Raw genomic sequence first — 16,888 nt, 5'->3', positions numbered from 1 at the left:
TCTTTTCCTTTATAAGCGTTAATTGAATACGCCTAGTCGCTATTCATTAAAAGTATAGGTGTGAATTTTTTTCGATTAAAAAGACTTATTCCAGTTTAAGCAACCAAAATATTATAAATCAATTGCTATTTGATTTTTTAAGATATCTTCAAAAGTCTCCCTTTTTCTAATTAAGTGCGCTTTTCCTTTATACCAAAGTACTTCAGCCGGTCGATAACGCGAATTGTAATTGCTTGCCATTGTAAAGCAATAAGCCCCCGCATTATGAAACGAAAGCATATCTCCTTCGTGTATTTCTGGAATTCGTCTGTTATTTGCAAAAGTGTCAGTTTCGCAGATATAACCTGTTACTGTGTAAAAACGATCTCTACCGTGTGGTCGAGAAATGTTCGAAATTTCGTGTTGCGAACCGTAAAGCATTGGGCGAATTAAGTGATTAAAACCACTATCAACTTGCGCAAAAACGGTAGAAGTGGTTTGTTTTATTACATTCACTTTTACTAAAAACTGTCCTGCTTCACTCACCAAAAACTTACCTGGCTCAAAAGCTAAGGTTAGTTTTTTGCCGTATTTTTTACTGAAATCATTAAAACGCTTACTCAGTTTTTTTCCAAGTTCTTCTACATTAGTTTCAATATCGCCTTCTTTATAAGGTACTTTGAAACCGCTTCCGAAGTCAATAAATTCAAGATTATCGAAATTTTCGGCAGCATTAAAAAGTATTTCCGAAGCGTAAAGAAAAACATCAATATCAAGAATATCGCTACCCGTATGCATATGGATTCCGTTGATGTTCATCCCCGTGTTTTCAACAATCCGTTTCAACAAAGGCATTTGATGGATAGAAATTCCAAACTTACTATCAATATGTCCCACGGAAATATTTGCATTCCCACCAGCCATAACGTGCGGATTTATACGAATACAAACCGGAGTTTTGGGGTGTTTGGTTCCAAACTGTTCCAAAATGGAAAGATTGTCAATGTTTATCTGTACGCCAAGTTTAGCCGCTTTTTCTATTTCTTCCAAAGAAATTCCGTTTGGCGTATAGATTATGTTTTCAGGTTTCGCACCCGCTTCTAAGCCAAGCATTACTTCCTGAATAGAAACGGTATCTAAACCGCTACCCATATTTACGAGCAGTTTCAAAATTGAAATATTTGAAAGTGCTTTTACTGCATAATTAATCTTCAACTTCTCCACCTTATCAAAAGCGCTGGTTAAACGTTTATACTGCTTTTCAATTTTAGCAGCGTCATAAACATAAACAGGGCTTCCAAATTCTTGGGCAATTGCCAAAAGGTCTTGATTTTTCATGGGTTTTGAGAATAAGTTTTTTTTAATTTAGGGCACAAATTTAAGAATGTATTGCCAAATACATTCCTCTCAGATACTTAATTTTTACAATTCTGTAAATCAATGTAAAAACAGAAGTACAAAGCTTTAAAAAACATTAGTCCATTCCTACAACATTTGTTATTTTTGCGTTCCATAAACAAGTACAAAACCGATACTATGAATTTACACGAATATCAGGGAAAAGAAATTTTAAACAGTTTTGGCGTTGAAATACAGCGCGGTATTGTGGCTACAACTCCAGCAGAAGCTGTGGAAGCCGCAAAAAAACTTACCGAAACAACGGGAACAGGCTGGCACGTTATTAAGGCTCAAGTTCACGCAGGTGGTCGCGGAAAAGGTGGCGGTGTAAAACTAGCTAAGAATATAAAAGAAGTTGAAGATATTGCAGGAAATATAATCGGGATGAACCTTGTTACTCCGCAAACAACTGCGGAAGGTAAAAAAGTACACCAAATTTTGGTTGCTGAAGATGTTTATTACCCTGGCGATAATGAGCCTGAAGAATATTATATGAGCGTTCTATTAAATCGTTCAACTGGAAGAAATATGATTATGTATTCTACCGAAGGTGGAATGGATATAGAAACGGTTGCTGAAGAAACTCCACATTTAATCTTTACAGAAGAAGTTGACCCTGCAGTTGGCCTTTTAGGCTTTCAAGCTAGAAGAATTGCTTTCAATCTTGGATTGAGTGGAAAAGCATTCAAAGAAATGACGAAGTTCGTTACGGCACTTTACAGAGCTTATAACGAGTCTGATTCTTCTTTATTCGAAATAAACCCTGTACTAAAAACAAGCGATGATAAAATTATAGCTGTTGATGCTAAAGTAAGTATTGATGACAATGCACTTTTTCGTCACAAAGATTATTTAGCAATGCGCGATATTCGCGAAGAAAATGCTGTAGAAGTTGAAGCGCAAGAAAAAGGCCTAAACTATGTTGACCTTGACGGAAACGTAGGTTGTATGGTAAACGGTGCCGGACTTGCAATGGCAACTATGGATCTTATTAAACAAGCTGGTGGAGAGCCTGCAAACTTCCTTGACGTTGGTGGTACAGCAAACGCAGAACGCGTAGAAGCTGCTTTCAAGTTAATTTTGAAAGACCCGAACGTAAAAGCAATTTTAGTAAATATTTTTGGAGGTATTGTTCGTTGTGATCGTGTAGCTCAAGGTATTGTTGATGCTTACAAAAACATGGGAACTATCCACGTGCCAATTATTGTTCGTCTTCAAGGTACAAATGCAGATATTGCAAAAGAATTGATTGACAATAGTGGACTAGACGTTCAGAGCGCTATTGAATTTCAAGAAGCTGCAGATAAAGTAAAGGCAGTACTTTCTTAAAAAAGAATATATTTTATTTAAAAAAACCCTTCGCAGTTGCGAAGGGTTTTTTTTTGCATTTATAATTGATGAAGGATAATCTTTTAGAAGAGCTTCTTAAAATTTTGAAAAGCTATCATAATTGTTCTGCAACCATTTTTTCAATTAAAGCAACATCCGTTTCAGAATCAAAAGATTTTTTAGCCTGCTTTAAAAGTGCGGTCATTTCTTCTTTTACTATATTATGATAGTATTCTTCGGCCGTAGGTTGTTTTAGAAGATACATCATCATCCACAGTAGCTTTTCTACCATGATTGGGTCGTGTTTGCAGTAAGTACGCAATGATGCCATAACATTATACATTAGCTCCTTAAACGTTACAACTGCAACTCTAAGATTTGCCTTTTCTTCGTGTACAATAATTCCGTTGTCTGCTTTTTGCATCCGCAACGCAAACAAATCGGTTAAATAATCAACAGCATTAATTGCGGTTCCAGGATCGTTTATTCCAGGAGACATTGCTTTTACTGCAATCTCTGTAATCTGCTTAAAAGCCAAGGCATAATTATCTTCAACGAGCTCTCCACGCGCAAAACTGATGTTGGATATTAAGGAATCAACTATTTTAGCATCCAACGGTTTCTCAGATTTTAGAAAAATTCCATTTTTCAGAACAAAAAGCCCTTTTGGCACCGTAATAAAAATCTTGGTTTCCTCCTGTTCGCATGTTTTTAATATGTTTAGAATAGAAATATTCTGAAAATAGCCACTGCGTCCCGCGTTGTATTCAAACCAATTGGAAGTATCTGGAAAATCCTTTGTTTGCCCCTTTTCTGAATCAATCAGTTTAATAAGCCTCCTTTCAGCCTTCGCGAAAATCCCATCCAAAATATTGTTAATCTGTATGCTCTGCGAAATGTTGTGAATAAAATAAATAAAAGCTATCAAGCAAATAATAGTTAATACAATACCCAAAAGCACCGAAAACCCCGGAAGAGTATATTTATCTTCACTAGGTTCTATTGAGAAAAGTGTAAAAATATTATAAAGAATCGTCGCGAGGTAAGTACCTAAAATAAACTGGTGTCGCTTGTCGCTAATTAAACCCGGAAGCAACCGTGGAGAATAATTACTCGACGCTTGACTTAACAGAAGCATTACCATTGAAAAGCTAAAAACCATTAATGATATTAGTCCCCCAAGACAAGCGCTAAGTACGGATAATGCGGTATCGCCATCTTCCACCATCAACAGTGGAAATACGTCCATTATTTCTCTCGAAATTCCCCGTCCCTCCAGATAAATCATTATAATAGCAACGATAAAGCCCGTAATAGCAAGCAAGGTCGGATAGAAAGCTATTTTGCTTTCTATAGTATTGAAGAAATCAAAAACACGATTGAATATTTTTTTCATAGCGATTTAGTTAGCAATATAAAAGTACTGAAACGATATGCTTTAAATCTTAAAAAGGAATTAATGTTATAAATGAAGATCGGAAGCGCGACATAAAGTCATATTAAATAACAAGAATTACGACAAAATGTCCACTTTCGAGTTGTGGAATTATAATTGAATATTGAATGGAGAAATTAAGTTAAAACTCAAAACAATATATAGATATGAAAACAGTTAATAAAAGTAACATTTGGCTGCCAGGATTATTAGATAATTTACTAATGGACAGTAAATTGGATGCTTTAAATCACAATTATGAAACATTTAGCATTCCCGCGGTTAATATTATTGAAAATTTGACGAATTTTGCAATAGAACTTGCAATTCCGGGTTTTAGAAAAGAAAACCTTACTATTGAGGCTGAGGAAGATACATTGATTGTAGCTTCAAAAAAAGCAGAATCGAAAGAGGAAAAAGATAACGATTTACGTTATACGAGAAGAGAGTTTAACTACAACAATTTTGAACGTAGTTTTACACTTCCAGAAAATATAAATACAGAAGATATTCAAGCCAACTATGAAAATGGTGTTTTGAAGATTATTCTTCCAAAAATAGAGGAAAAGAAAGCTTTGAAGAAAATGGTTGAGATTTCATAATTGAAATTTAATTTGGTTAGTTAGTTGAAATGACCGCGTGCTACTCAATCGGTGCGCGGTTTTTTCATGGTGCTAATTAGGCCCTCTTCTCCTTTTTCCGCCTGTGCTTTTTTGCTCACTTTTTAACTTGCGCTCCTCCCGTCTAATTACTTCAGGTTTTTTAGTTTCTTCTAATTTTTGACGATTCTCCTTTTTATAATCCTTCGGTAAGCCATCACTGTCTTTTACAGATTCTTTTAAAGCTTTTAACTCTTCCGCAGTAAGATCGCGCCACTGCCCTACTGGCAAATCGCCCAACTCCAAATTCATTATTCTAATTCGCTGCAGCGCTACAACTTCATAGCCCAAATATTCACACATTCTTCGAATCTGTCTATTTAAACCTTGCACCAAAAAAATCCGGAATTCAAACCTGCTGATTTTTTCAACTTTACATCTTTTTGTAACCGTATCTAAAATAGGGATTCCGGAAGCCATTCTTTTTACAAATTCATCTGTAACATGTCTATCAACTTTTACAATGTATTCCTTTTCGTGTTGGTTTCCCGCACGAAGTATTTTATTTACAATATCGCCTTGATTAGTCAATAACAACAATCCTTCGCTAGGCTTGTCTAATCTCCCAACAGGAAAAATACGCTCTGGATGCTTTACAAAATCTACTACATTATCATCAAAACGGGTATCTGTTGTGCAGGTTATACCCACGGGTTTATTTAGCATTATGTAAACCTCGGTATCATTTTTAGTAATAAGTTTATCGTCTACTCGCAGTTCATCGCCCGGCATCACTCGATCTCCAAGTGTACTCTTTTCGCCATTTACAGTCACGCGGCCTCTTTCAATTAAAGTATCTGCCTCGCGGCGGGAACAGTAACCACTATCGCTAATAGCTTTATTCAATCGTACGGAGTCTGGGTGATGCATCTCTTTTTTTTTTGCAAAGATACCATTATTGCCACGCATATAAAAAAGGTTAAAATTGATTTAATTCCTTCCTCAAACTTTCTGAAAAATTGTAGCTTCATCAAAAATTTAAAAATGGCTATACTCGGTTCCATTATAAAAACAGCGATCGATCTTCGCGGAGCAATAGTTTCAGAAAAATCGGCTGTTGAATCGCAAAAAGAAGTTTTAAAACATTTGCTTGAAAGTGCAAAGGATACTGCTTTCGGAAAATATTACGGATTCTCAAAAATTCTTGAATCTAACGATATTCAGAAATCCTTTTCAGAAAAAGTGCCGTATTTCGATTATAACCAAATGGAGTCTGAATGGTGGTGCAAAACTCAAGAAGGATTGCAAGATATCTGTTGGCCAGGCTCACCCAAATATTTTGCCCGAAGCAGCGGAACAACAGGGAAAACTTCAAAAAGAATACCTGTAACCGAAAAAATGATTGAAGCCATCCGCACCACTGGGATTAAACAAGTTGGTGCATTAACGAATTTTGAAATCCCTTCAGATTTCTACGAAAAGGAAATAATGATGTTGGGCAGTAGTACAGATTTAGAGAAACAAGATCAATTTTTAGAAGGCGAAATAAGCGGTATTAGCGCTAGCAATATTCCGTTTTGGTTTCGCGGATATTACAAGCCTGGCGAAGAGATTGCACAAATGGAGGATTGGGACCAAAAAGTTGAAACCATAGCCAAGAATGCTCGTAAATGGGACATTGGCGCTCTCAGCGGAATTCCATCGTGGATGGAGCTTATGATGAAAAAGGTAATTGAATATCACGACGCAAAAAACATTCACGAGATTTGGCCCAATTTGCAAGTGTTCACTTCTGGCGGCGTAGCGTTTCAACCCTATGAAAAAAGTTTTAATCAATTGTTGGCGCATCCAATTATTGTAATTGATACCTATTTAGCTTCGGAAGGATTTTTGGCGTTTCAAAACAGGCCAGATACTACTTCAATGAAACTTGTGACGGACAACGGAATTTATTTTGAATTTGTCCCTTTCAAGCCTGAATACATAAACGAGGACGGATCACTTTTACGAGATGCACCCGCATTAACCATTGCCGAAGTTGAAAAAGATGTGGATTATGTTCTAATTATCAGCACTGTTTCTGGCGCTTGGCGCTATTTAATTGGCGACACAATTGCGTTTACAGATATTGAAAAGGCCGAAATTAAAATCACTGGTCGCACTAAATTCTTTTTAAATGTTGTTGGATCGCAGCTTTCAGTTAATAAAATGGAAGTCGCTTTACGCGAAATGGAGGAGAAATTCGATATTGAAATTCCAGAGTTTACCATTGCTGCAGTAAAGATTGATGGTGAATTTTATCACCATTGGTATTTGGGTTCTGAAACTAATATAAATGCTGAAGAAATAGCCAATGCGCTGGATGAAGCCCTAAAAGAAGCTAATAATAACTATGCCGTGGCGCGTTCAAAAGCATTAAAAGGCGTGATAGTAACTACGATAGATTCAGCGATTTTCCACGAATGGAATGCTAAAAATAAAAAGAAAGGCGGACAAGTAAAGATGGAAAAAGTGATGGGTGAAGAGAAGTTTGCAGCTTGGGAAGCATTTGTGAAAACGCAGAAATCTTGATGTATTAGTCTTTCATTCCTGCAATTTCGGGGTCTTCCTCTACTTTATTTTTGTTAATAAGCTCCATTACTTCTTCAGGTGAAATATAAAGTCTGCGGATTCGCTCTTTGTATTCTTCAGTTAGATTTGCGTTTTCTAAAATGAAGTTTTTCGTCTTTAAAATATAATCACCCATTCCGTGGGCAACTGCATAAGTATCAGCGGCACGTTCTACTTCCTTAATGTGTGCTGAAGAGAAAAGATACTTCAATCCAAAAATTACCATCCCAACGTTTGTGCGTTCGCGATAATCCATTAAGTGTCCAAGTTCGTGACCAATCCAACCCACTTTTACGTCTGAAGGAATATCGTCCATGGTGAATTTTTCGCCTTCAATTTGGATATTTCTACTTATCAAAATAACGTATTCCCTCTCACTACTAGCCTTAAACAAACTAGCAAACCGCGGTTGTGCCTGCATTGTAGACTTTTTAATATTATCCTTAAATTTGAATTCAATTGCAGTATCGTACAATTCTGGATAAAATGATATAGCCTCAATCACTTCCTTTTTGATACTCTCGGGAATTATTTTATTGTCTAAATTGATGTTTTGCGTCGGACTCATAGAAAGAGAAAAATACAAAATAGGTTTAATGAGAGACGTTAAAAACATTGTAAATTTTGGATTTTGTTAATTCGAGATTTGTTATTTTCTATTATTCTTTTTTATATCATAGAATACTATTTCAAAATCGAATTGCGCAATAAAATAGAAACTATAATGGCTCGAGATGAATCGCGCGCCTACAGGGTTTCTAATTGCTTTTGAAATGTTTTTATTTTATCGCGGAGCTTGGCAGCCATCATAAAATCTAAATCTTTTGCCGCTGTTTCCATCGCTTTGCGAGTGTCGCGGATTTTCTTTTCTATTTGTGCTTTTGTCAAATACTCAACTTCAGATTCTGCAGCTAGACTTTCTGCTGTTTCAAAAGAATAAGCGGCTTGTTTTGACTTAGTCAACGCATTTTCAAACGACTTTTTAATTGCGGTTGGAGTGATGCCGTGTTTTAAATTATAAGCAATCTGTTTTTCCCTTTTGTAATTTGTACTGTCTATAGTCTTTTGCATACTATTGGTTATTTTATCTGCATACATAATTGCTTTCCCGTTCAGGTTCCGAGCGGCACGCCCTACTGTTTGAGTAAGCGAACGTTCACTTCTCAAAAATCCTTCCTTATCGGCATCTAGAATTGCGACTAACGAAACTTCTGGCAAATCCAATCCTTCTCGCAACAGGTTTACTCCTACCAAAACATCAAACAGTCCAAGACGCAAATCCTGCATAATTTCCACCCGTTCCAAAGTATCCACATCGCTGTGAATATAACGAGTGCGAACTTGTACTCGAATTAAATATTTGGTAAGCTCTTCAGCCATTCTTTTAGTTAAAGTAGTAACTAAAATACGTTCGTCTTTTTCAATGCGAAGATGAATTTCTTCTAACAAATCATCAATTTGGTTTAAGCTTGGACGTACTTCAATTGGTGGGTCCAGCAAACCAGTAGGGCGAATTATCTGTTCCACAAACACACCGCCACTTTTTTCAAGTTCATAATCTGCAGGTGTTGCTGACACATAAATTACTTGGTTTTGCAGCGCCTCAAATTCCTCAAACTTTAACGGACGGTTGTCCATTGCCGCTGGCAAACGAAAACCGTAATCCACCAAATTTTCTTTTCGCGAGCGGTCACCACCATACATTGCGCCAACCTGCGGAATAGAAACGTGACTTTCATCTACGATCATTAAATAATCTGATGGAAAAAAATCTAACAAGCAGAATGGACGTGTGCCCGGAAGTCTCTGATCTAAGTAACGCGAGTAGTTTTCAATACCGCTACAGTAACCTAATTCACGAATCATTTCTAAATCGAAATTGGTACGTTCATCAAGTCGTTTAGCTTCCAAATGTTTTCCTATTTCACCAAAATATTCTACCTGCTTCACCAAATCATCCTGAATATTATGAATGGCACCTTGTAACACATCGGGAGAGGTTACAAACATATTTGCAGGGTAAATATTCAATCTTTCGTATTTTCCTTTTATATCGTTATTTTGCGGATCAAACACCTCAATTTCTTCAATTTCATCTCCAAAAAAATGGATTCTGTACGCATCATCTGCATGACCTGGAAAAACATCTACCGTGTCACCCTTTATTCTAAAACGGCCGTTATGAAACTCTGCTTCGGTTCGCGAATAGAGACTTTGTACCAGACGGTGCAATAGTTTTGTGCGGGAAATAGTTTGCCCTTTTTCTAAACTGATTACGTTTTTTTGAAATTCGGCTGGATTTCCGATACCATACAAACAAGAAACCGACGAAACCACAATTACATCCCTCCTGCCCGAAAGCAAGGACGAAGTTGTGCTAAGTCGCATTTTTTCAATTTCTTCGTTTATGGAAAGATCTTTCTCTATATAGGTGCCGCTACTTGGGATAAATGCTTCGGGCTGATAATAATCGTAATACGAAACAAAATATTCCACCGCATTTTCGGGAAATAAGTTTTTAAATTCTGTATAAAGCTGCGCGGCCAAGGTTTTGTTATGAGCCAAAACAAGTGTAGGTTTTTGCACCTGCTCTACCACATTGGCTACGGTGAAGGTTTTTCCAGAGCCAGTAACTCCGAGGAGTGTTTGGTATTTTTCGTCGGAATTAAGGCCTTCCACCAAGGATTTTATGGCCCTAGGTTGATCTCCCGTAGGCTGAAATTCTGATGCAATTTTAAAATTCATATTTTCTTTTTCAATGCGTTACAAAAGTACAAAAAATAGAGGTGAGACGTGAGCATTGAGACTTGCGAGGTGAGAAGTAGACTTCCCAGATTTTTGATATCTGTTTTTCATTAAAAATCAGCTGCGTTCTTTGTGCCTTTGCGGCGAATCGATTTCAGGCAAATTCAACAATTATGTACTTCATAAATGCTATTGCGGATTATGTGAGAAATGAATAAATCAGTATTTTTTATAGTGCCCAAAAATATATGAATACATAGTCTTATTTGTTTATTTTTCAAAATGTTAACAGTTATCACTACAAAACAATAAGTTTTTCTTAAGTTTATTGTCCTTTAGAAAAAAGGAAATTATTTATAATAATTATATGAAATCTATAATCCTCCGAATCTGTATTCTTCTGTTTTCAATATTTGCTTTCAATTCGTGTAAAGACGATGAAGGCTCAGGTTATGTTCCTTTAAATATTGTGGCTAACCCAGATTCTGGAGAGGTATTTCAAAATTCATCCTTGGAAATTGTAGTTTTTATTAACGACTCAAACATTCCTGCTGATGGTGTAATTTCAATTACGGCACCACAAAGTGGAACGGCAATAATAAATAATAATGGCACTCCCGGAAATATTCTTGACGATACAATTAAATACACCCCAAATGCTTCATTTTCAGGTGAAGTAACTTTTGAATATACTGTTTGCGACCCAACGGAACAAAGTTGCGGCACGGCTACAGTAACGGTCGATGTTTTGCCATTTTCGCCTGTAAATTTTGATATTTCTATAGTTCCCTTCGATAAGCTTTCAGATTATAATTTTTTTGAAGGAAACCTAGCCGAATTATCTCCTGTTTACGGTGTTTTACCCTATGAACCCATAAACGCCCTGTTTTCAGATTACGCCCACAAAAAGCGTTTTGTTTGGATGCCCTACAATGTAAAAGCAACCTATGTGGCTGATGGAGATGTCTTAAATTTTCCCACCGGAAGCATTTTAATTAAAACCTTCTTTTTTGAAAATGTATTGCCTAATAACACCACTCAAAACATCGAAACTCGTTTGCTAATTAAAAAAGCTGAAGGTTGGATTTTCGCCAATTATATTTGGGACGAAAACCAACAAGAAGCCTTTCTTAATACAACGGGCTACGGCTTTAATGTTCCTGTTGAATGGGTGGAAAACGGCGAAACAAAATCGGTTAATTATAGAATTCCTTCAGATTTGGAATGCTTTATTTGCCATAAGTCCAACGACATAATTTTTCCTATTGGCACAAAGCCTCAAAATTTGAATGCTATTTATGAATATGCAGATGGCGTTGAAAATCAGCTTCAAAAATGGGAAGAAATAGGATACCTTTCAAACACCAACATTCCCGCAAATATTGAAACGGTACCAAGTTGGAAAGATATTTCACAGAGTTTAGAAACAAGAGTACGTTCCTATTTTGATGTTAACTGCGCCCATTGCCATGTAGTTGGTGGGCATTGCGGAGCGCGTTCGTTGCGGTTGGCATTTAGGGATAGCCATGACCATGATAATTTAGGAATCTGCACAGATCCAGACCTTCAAATTCCGGGATATGACGGGGCAAAACTCATTACTCCTGGCGATGCAGAAAATTCAATTTTATATTTTAGGGTATCCACTACTTTAGAAGAATATGCAATGCCTATGATTGGGCGTTCTTTGGCAGACAAAGCGTTTCTTCCTGTTTTGGAAGAATGGATTAACTCCCTTACAATAATTTGCGACTAATCAATTAAAACTAATTATATGAAAAAATTAATTACGCTATTCCTAATAATGACATTTATTGGAATTGGAAATGCACAGGTATCTTTTACCCCCGCACCTGTTTCTACAACCGGCTCCGAGCGAGCTGTGGTTGATATGAACGGCGATTTTTTAGACGATTTGGTTTCGGTATCTACTACCAATGTCCAAATACATTATCAACAATCAGATGGCAGTTTTATAGAGACAAACATCACTACTTCTCCTGCAGATAATTCGCCTTCCTGGAGTCTTGCCGCCGCAGATTTTGATGAAAATGGTTTTACCGATTTGCTTTACGGTGGAAATAACGGAGTGACTTTTATGAAAGCAAATAATAATGGTACCGCCTTCGAAGAAGTTTCTTTTCCAGAATACGTTTTTTCACAGCGTTCCAATTTTGTAGATATCAATAACGACGGTCACTTAGATGCTTTTGTTTGTCATGATGTTGCACCTAGCGTCTACTATATTAACAACGGAGATGGAACCTTAACTTTTCACCAAGGTGATATTGGCGACTTTCCCACGGGTGGAAATTATGGTTCTGTTTGGATAGATTATGACAATGACGGCGATATGGATGCGTTTATTGCGAAATGTAATGTAAACGGAGATGTAAATGAGAGAAGTGAAAACCAACTGTACGAAAATGACGGCGCAGGTAATTTTGTAGAAGTCGGCGAAGCTACTGGACTAAAAGACAAAATGCAAACTTGGTCTTCTACTTGGGCAGATTTTGATAACGACGGTTTTTTAGATGTTTTTATAGGAAGTAGTGACAGCAGTTTTACCCATAAATTAAATAGAAATAATGGCGATAAAACCTTTACAGATATTTCTGATTCAACTGGAATAAACGCATTGACCACAACCGGAATCGAAAATTGCAGCTACGATTTCAATAACGATGGTTTTGTGGATATTGCATCTAATGGAAATATTCTTTTAAACAATGGCGACTTAACCTTCACTTTAATCCCTTTGGCATTGCCGAATAACAATGGCTCTTTGGGCGATTTAAATAACGATGGGTTTATCGATTCATTTACGGGTGGAAATATTTATTACAACGATGCCAACGCAAACCACTGGTTAACCGTAAATACTATTGGTGTAGATAGCAATATTAATGGAATTGGCGCTCGCGTTGCCATTACCTCAGCCCTGGGCAATCAAATTCGCGAAGTGCGAAGTGGGGAAGGTTTTAAATATATGAGCACGCTAAACACCCATTTTGGGCTAGGTTTGGATACTGAGATTACAACGCTTACTATTACTTGGCCATCGGGCATTGTAGATGTTTTAGAAAATGTAGCTGTCGATCAGGTAATTTCCGTGGTTGAAGGGTCTACGATTCTGGGTGTAAATGATAATTTGGTGAGCAATCTTATTCTTTATCCCAATCCAACTGAAGGCGTTTTAAATCTTGGCAATTTAACCGATTTCAAAAATCCAGCATTTTCAATTTTCGATGTTCAAGGAAAAAAAGTGATGGATGCTGAATTAGGCGAAAACACAATTGATGTATCAAAATTGGCAGCAGGAAATTACATTCTTAAAATTCAGGATAACACTATTATTAAGACACAACGATTTATTAAGAAGTAGGTTTTAACGGTTTAATATATCGCTTGTTTCGCATGGCGCAGCGCGCTGCTGGCAGCAGCTTCGTCTTTAGTCCTACAGTGTCGTATGCCGTTTTATTATCATTTTAATTTTGTCTCCACGAAGTACATTTTCATTTTTCCTTTGCCTTTTGCAAGTATTCGTCCACGGCTTTTAAAAAATAAGGAGGGTTCATCTTTTAACAATTCATAGGTTGTATGGCTAATATTTATTTTTTCTTTCTCGCCGTTACTTTCCATTCTTGCCGCCGTATTCACAGAGTCTCCAAATAAATCATAAGCAAATTTCGTTTTACCTACAACGCCTGCTACAACTGGGCCTGAATGAATACCCACCCTCATATTCCATTGAATATCATTTGTCAAGTTTCTTTCAATAAGAAAATCAATCATTTTTTGAGCAGCTTGTACGCATCTTTGCGCATGATGTACATTTTCTTCTGGCAATCCACAGGCAGCCATATAAGCATCCCCTATGGTTTCAATCTTCTCTATTTCAAATTCATCCATGATATCATCAAATCGACCAAATATTTGATTTAGCTCTTCAATTAATTTGGTTGCACTAATTGTAGCCACCAATGCTGTAAACCCTTCAAAATCTGTAAATAAAATGGATACATTATCATACTTTTTGCTAGTCGCTTTTCCTGTGTTTTTTAATTCTTGGGCCACTTTTTTAGGTAGGATATTCAATAATAATTTTTCCGATTTTTCCTTTTCTTTGGAAATTGTTCTGTAATACCAGAATAAGGTGAGCAATAATAAAGAGCTAAATCCAAGAATGATAATTTGATTTCTTTTTTGCTGATAAAGAAGATCAACTTCCACCTGTTTTTGAGACACTTCATAATTGGTACGTAAATCTGCCATTTTCGCTACCTCTTCGAGGTTCGTAACACTGTCTCTGTAAGCAATATGCCTTTTATAATAGTCATAAGAGGCACGCGTGTTTGCTTCCAGCTCATAAAGTTCAGAAAGCGTAAGACTGGATTCGCTAATTTGTTTTTTCAAGCCGTGTTTGAGAGCCAAATCGAAGCTTCGTTGTGCATAAGCCAGGGCTGTGGCGCTATTTCCCTGCTTCATATATATATCAGACATATAAGTGAGGTACTCAGAAATCGCATAATAATCCTCCAATTCCTCCAAAACTGTAATGGCGTCATTCATATGTGTTTTGGCGAGCGAGTCTTTACCCAATTCGGCATAGACCATACCTACATTTCCTAAGTTATAGGCCGTACCAATTTTATAATTTGCTTTTTCAAAGATGAGACCGGATTCTTCAAAATTTCGCAACGCCAATTCGTATTTTTTACTGTTAAAATATTCGTCTCCGGCATTTAATAAGGTTGTGGCTAACGCAATAGAATCGCTGGTTTTTCTTAATATCTGAATAGCCTTATCGTAATAAAATTCAGCGTTGGTAGAATTTCCAATTTCTGAATAAGTGTCAGCAATAGCAGTATAGGCACTGCCTTCTCCTTCAAGATATTTAGCTTTCACAGAGGCTTCAGCGCTTTTATAGAAAGCGTCCAAAGCCGCATTTAAATCTCCCGCAAGTCTATGCGAATTTCCCTTCTGAATATACCCTCTATGAAGGTATAAATAGTTGCCCTCTTGCTTAGCTAAGACGATAAGTTCTTTAGCATATCCTATTGAAGCATTCAGATTATGTATCTCATTGAAAGATAAGTTTCGAAGCAGTTCCAATTTTTCTAAACCTCTAAGTTCGTCTTCCTGATATATGGTTAATAGACTATCTGCTAGCTTTTGATCTTGACCAGAGACTATACCTGAAACGAAACAAAATAAGCCAATTAATAAATAATATGCTTTTCTATTTAAAAACATATAGTTGATATCAAGAATTGATCTTAAGCTTTGGATCTATAGCATACTCACGAGTCACTCCATTGTGTGAAATAGTAAATTTGATAATATAAATGTAGCTTTTGTTCGTTACTGAATTGTTTTTAATGGTCGCAGTAACATTTCCAACAGATCCGACATTTAAATCCGCTGTATCGAAAAAATTTGGACTCCCTCCTGTTGGTACGTGATGTACACTTACAAGTTTAGCCTCATATCCAGTATCTGCAGTATTTTCAAGTTGTTGAGGAAGTGTCCATTGCATAGAATAATTTTTAAATACAGTAAGTTCAAAATCCTTGTGACTCTTCCAACTATTTACTAAAAAATCAGAAATGACGTCACTATGCTGATTACTCCTTAAGGAAGTGTGCTTATCAATTTGATTTTCCGTTGCGTGTGCACCAAGTTCAAATAGTTGTTTTGTTTTCACATATATTTCGACGAACCTATTCTTTTTTAGTGCACTTTCTTCATTGCTTGTGTCCATAATTAAATATTTAAATTGGTTATATAATTAAAGAGGTATTAGTTCAGGATTGGAAAGGACAAAAGAAGCTTATACGAAAAGAGATGAGGAAATACCTTAGTAAGATAGGCTAAATTAATGGCTTAGACTAATTTGAATCGATGTTTATAATTGGCTGTCAGACTTTTACACATTTCAGCTCCTGAGGTTGAGCTCTGGTCTATTTAAATGGCCTACGTGCTTGTGCATGGTTAGTGGCGTGTTTAAGTAGATAATTAGGCAAATAAAACAAGAATAAAAATCCGCGAGGATTTTCGTAAGTAGGCGAGGACTAGCCATTAATTATAAATGTTGTTGGCAAAGCGTTTTTTATATTCCGTTTTTTATTCAATTAGTTTTTTGTTTTTCAGAACGTCAAATCCGAAAAATCCATCTCGAATTTCAAATTCCACACTTTTATATAATTCCATTTTTTCATAAAATTTAGGAATGAATACTAATTCTTTCCTTTTGCCTTTATATTCAATTATAAAAACAGGCTTATTTTCAGAGCCAGCTTTTCCTGGTCTTTTGGGAAGAAAAGATCGGTCAATAATTTCATAATTTTCAATTGTTGTTTTTTCGTCTGCTAAATAATAATTAGTTATCATAAAAAAAGAGCAAGCAAGAAATCCAAATCCGCAAACGTAATGCATAGTAGAATAAAAGTAAAGTCCAATTCCGCTATAATTATATGTTTTTCCGAAATTCTTAAAATCTAATAAAAAAGAGATAATTCCAACAACTAATATTATTCCAATTAAAATTGACAATTCAATAATTGTATTTCTGTAAATTACAACTTGCCAAACCATTGAAAAAATTCCTAAAATGAATATTGTCGGATAAAATATTTTTCTTTGTTTTTTCGCCATTTTTGCGTTTCGGTAAATGTTCGTTAAGGCACATAGTTTACAAAGTTAAAGTCACATGCTTTACACTAGATTCTGACTTAGTCTAATTGATACTTGTTTATCTCTTATGCTATTTTCATTAAAGTACCCTAAAAAT

General features: G+C 36.2%; 13 protein-coding genes. 5 read left to right on the top strand and 8 right to left on the bottom strand.

Annotation, left to right across the window (positions count from 1 at the left end):
* Window positions 1-111 precede the first annotated feature (111 nt).
* On the bottom strand, window positions 112-1,317 hold the full coding sequence (gene lysA / locus AC3RVG_RS06950) for a diaminopimelate decarboxylase (protein ID WP_489690726.1): 1,206 nt from the start codon (window positions 1,315-1,317) through the stop codon (window positions 112-114).
* A 198-nt stretch (window positions 1,318-1,515) separates the two neighbouring features.
* Between lysA and sucC the strand changes: the two genes are divergently transcribed.
* The gene (gene sucC, locus AC3RVG_RS06945) at window positions 1,516-2,706 is read left to right on the top strand and encodes an ADP-forming succinate--CoA ligase subunit beta (RefSeq protein WP_489690725.1); all 1,191 of its coding nucleotides are present in this window, start codon (window positions 1,516-1,518) and stop codon (window positions 2,704-2,706) included.
* Between the two features lie 115 nt (window positions 2,707-2,821).
* Here sucC and AC3RVG_RS06940 read toward each other — a convergent pair whose 3' ends face one another.
* Window positions 2,822-4,102, bottom strand: coding sequence for a DUF2254 domain-containing protein (locus tag AC3RVG_RS06940; protein WP_489690724.1), 1,281 nt, complete (start codon window positions 4,100-4,102; stop codon window positions 2,822-2,824).
* 206 nt (window positions 4,103-4,308) lie between these two features.
* Here AC3RVG_RS06940 and AC3RVG_RS06935 point away from each other — a divergent pair, with 206 nt between their 5' ends.
* A complete protein-coding gene (locus tag AC3RVG_RS06935) occupies window positions 4,309-4,743 on the top strand; it encodes an Hsp20/alpha crystallin family protein (protein ID WP_489690723.1) in 435 nt (144 codons plus the stop codon).
* 72 nt (window positions 4,744-4,815) lie between these two features.
* Here the strand turns inward: AC3RVG_RS06935 and rluF are convergent, their stop codons facing one another.
* Window positions 4,816-5,709: a 23S rRNA pseudouridine(2604) synthase RluF gene (rluF, locus tag AC3RVG_RS06930; protein ID WP_489690722.1), complete on the bottom strand. Its 894-nt coding sequence runs from the start codon at window positions 5,707-5,709 to the stop codon at window positions 4,816-4,818.
* Window positions 5,710-5,784: 75 nt separating this feature from the next.
* Between rluF and AC3RVG_RS06925 the strand changes: the two genes are divergently transcribed.
* Window positions 5,785-7,311, top strand: a complete 1,527-nt coding sequence (locus AC3RVG_RS06925) for a GH3 family acyl-acid amido synthetase (RefSeq protein WP_489690721.1) — start codon at window positions 5,785-5,787, stop codon at window positions 7,309-7,311.
* Between the two features lie 4 nt (window positions 7,312-7,315).
* Here the strand turns inward: AC3RVG_RS06925 and AC3RVG_RS06920 are convergent, their stop codons facing one another.
* Together AC3RVG_RS06920 and uvrB are read right to left on the bottom strand one after the other, a co-directional pair.
* Complete coding sequence (locus AC3RVG_RS06920) at window positions 7,316-7,966, bottom strand: hypothetical protein (RefSeq protein WP_489690720.1); 651 nt, start codon at window positions 7,964-7,966, stop codon at window positions 7,316-7,318.
* Window positions 7,967-8,097: 131 nt separating this feature from the next.
* Complete coding sequence (gene uvrB / locus AC3RVG_RS06915) at window positions 8,098-10,095, bottom strand: excinuclease ABC subunit UvrB (protein ID WP_489690719.1); 1,998 nt, start codon at window positions 10,093-10,095, stop codon at window positions 8,098-8,100.
* 367 nt (window positions 10,096-10,462) lie between these two features.
* Between uvrB and AC3RVG_RS06910 the strand changes: the two genes are divergently transcribed.
* Both AC3RVG_RS06910 and AC3RVG_RS06905 read left to right on the top strand, forming a co-directional pair.
* On the top strand, window positions 10,463-11,851 hold the full coding sequence (locus AC3RVG_RS06910; protein ID WP_489690718.1) for an Ig-like domain-containing protein: 1,389 nt from the start codon (window positions 10,463-10,465) through the stop codon (window positions 11,849-11,851).
* An 18-nt stretch (window positions 11,852-11,869) separates the two neighbouring features.
* Window positions 11,870-13,480: an FG-GAP-like repeat-containing protein gene (locus AC3RVG_RS06905; RefSeq protein WP_489690717.1), complete on the top strand. Its 1,611-nt coding sequence runs from the start codon at window positions 11,870-11,872 to the stop codon at window positions 13,478-13,480.
* Window positions 13,481-13,578: 98 nt separating this feature from the next.
* Here the strand turns inward: AC3RVG_RS06905 and AC3RVG_RS06900 are convergent, their stop codons facing one another.
* The 3 genes from AC3RVG_RS06900 to AC3RVG_RS06890 all read right to left on the bottom strand — a co-directional run bounded on the left by AC3RVG_RS06900 (window position 13,579) and on the right by AC3RVG_RS06890 (window position 16,752).
* Entirely contained in the window at window positions 13,579-15,351 is a 1,773-nt protein-coding gene (locus AC3RVG_RS06900; protein ID WP_489690716.1) for an adenylate/guanylate cyclase domain-containing protein, read from the bottom strand.
* Between the two features lie 10 nt (window positions 15,352-15,361).
* Entirely contained in the window at window positions 15,362-15,859 is a 498-nt protein-coding gene (locus AC3RVG_RS06895) for a hypothetical protein (RefSeq protein WP_489690715.1), read from the bottom strand.
* A gap of 362 nt (window positions 15,860-16,221) precedes the next feature.
* The gene (locus AC3RVG_RS06890) at window positions 16,222-16,752 is read right to left on the bottom strand and encodes a hypothetical protein (RefSeq protein WP_489690714.1); all 531 of its coding nucleotides are present in this window, start codon (window positions 16,750-16,752) and stop codon (window positions 16,222-16,224) included.
* Window positions 16,753-16,888: the final 136 nt, after the last annotated feature.

The organism is Aequorivita sp. IT1282 (genome assembly GCF_058068205.1).
The sequence above is the reverse complement of the archived record's forward strand: the minus strand, read 5'-3'. Positions and strand labels throughout refer to the sequence as shown.

What these genes read in the sequence shown, in the direction of transcription:
- sucC (WP_489690725.1), top strand. Translation starts at nt 1,516, where the DNA reads ATGAATTTACACGAATATCAGGGAAAAGAAATTTTAAACAGTTTTGGC.
- AC3RVG_RS06905 (WP_489690717.1), top strand. Translation starts at nt 11,870, where the DNA reads ATGAAAAAATTAATTACGCTATTCCTAATAATGACATTTATTGGAATT.
- AC3RVG_RS06940 (WP_489690724.1), bottom strand. Translation starts at nt 4,102, where the DNA reads ATGAAAAAAATATTCAATCGTGTTTTTGATTTCTTCAATACTATAGAA.
- lysA (WP_489690726.1), bottom strand. Translation starts at nt 1,317, where the DNA reads ATGAAAAATCAAGACCTTTTGGCAATTGCCCAAGAATTTGGAAGCCCT.
- AC3RVG_RS06925 (WP_489690721.1), top strand. Translation starts at nt 5,785, where the DNA reads ATGGCTATACTCGGTTCCATTATAAAAACAGCGATCGATCTTCGCGGA.
- AC3RVG_RS06935 (WP_489690723.1), top strand. Translation starts at nt 4,309, where the DNA reads ATGAAAACAGTTAATAAAAGTAACATTTGGCTGCCAGGATTATTAGAT.
- AC3RVG_RS06920 (WP_489690720.1), bottom strand. Translation starts at nt 7,966, where the DNA reads ATGTTTTTAACGTCTCTCATTAAACCTATTTTGTATTTTTCTCTTTCT.
- AC3RVG_RS06900 (WP_489690716.1), bottom strand. Translation starts at nt 15,351, where the DNA reads ATGTTTTTAAATAGAAAAGCATATTATTTATTAATTGGCTTATTTTGT.
- rluF (WP_489690722.1), bottom strand. Translation starts at nt 5,709, where the DNA reads ATGCGTGGCAATAATGGTATCTTTGCAAAAAAAAAAGAGATGCATCAC.
- AC3RVG_RS06895 (WP_489690715.1), bottom strand. Translation starts at nt 15,859, where the DNA reads ATGGACACAAGCAATGAAGAAAGTGCACTAAAAAAGAATAGGTTCGTC.
- AC3RVG_RS06910 (WP_489690718.1), top strand. Translation starts at nt 10,463, where the DNA reads ATGAAATCTATAATCCTCCGAATCTGTATTCTTCTGTTTTCAATATTT.
- AC3RVG_RS06890 (WP_489690714.1), bottom strand. Translation starts at nt 16,752, where the DNA reads ATGGCGAAAAAACAAAGAAAAATATTTTATCCGACAATATTCATTTTA.
- uvrB (WP_489690719.1), bottom strand. Translation starts at nt 10,095, where the DNA reads ATGAATTTTAAAATTGCATCAGAATTTCAGCCTACGGGAGATCAACCT.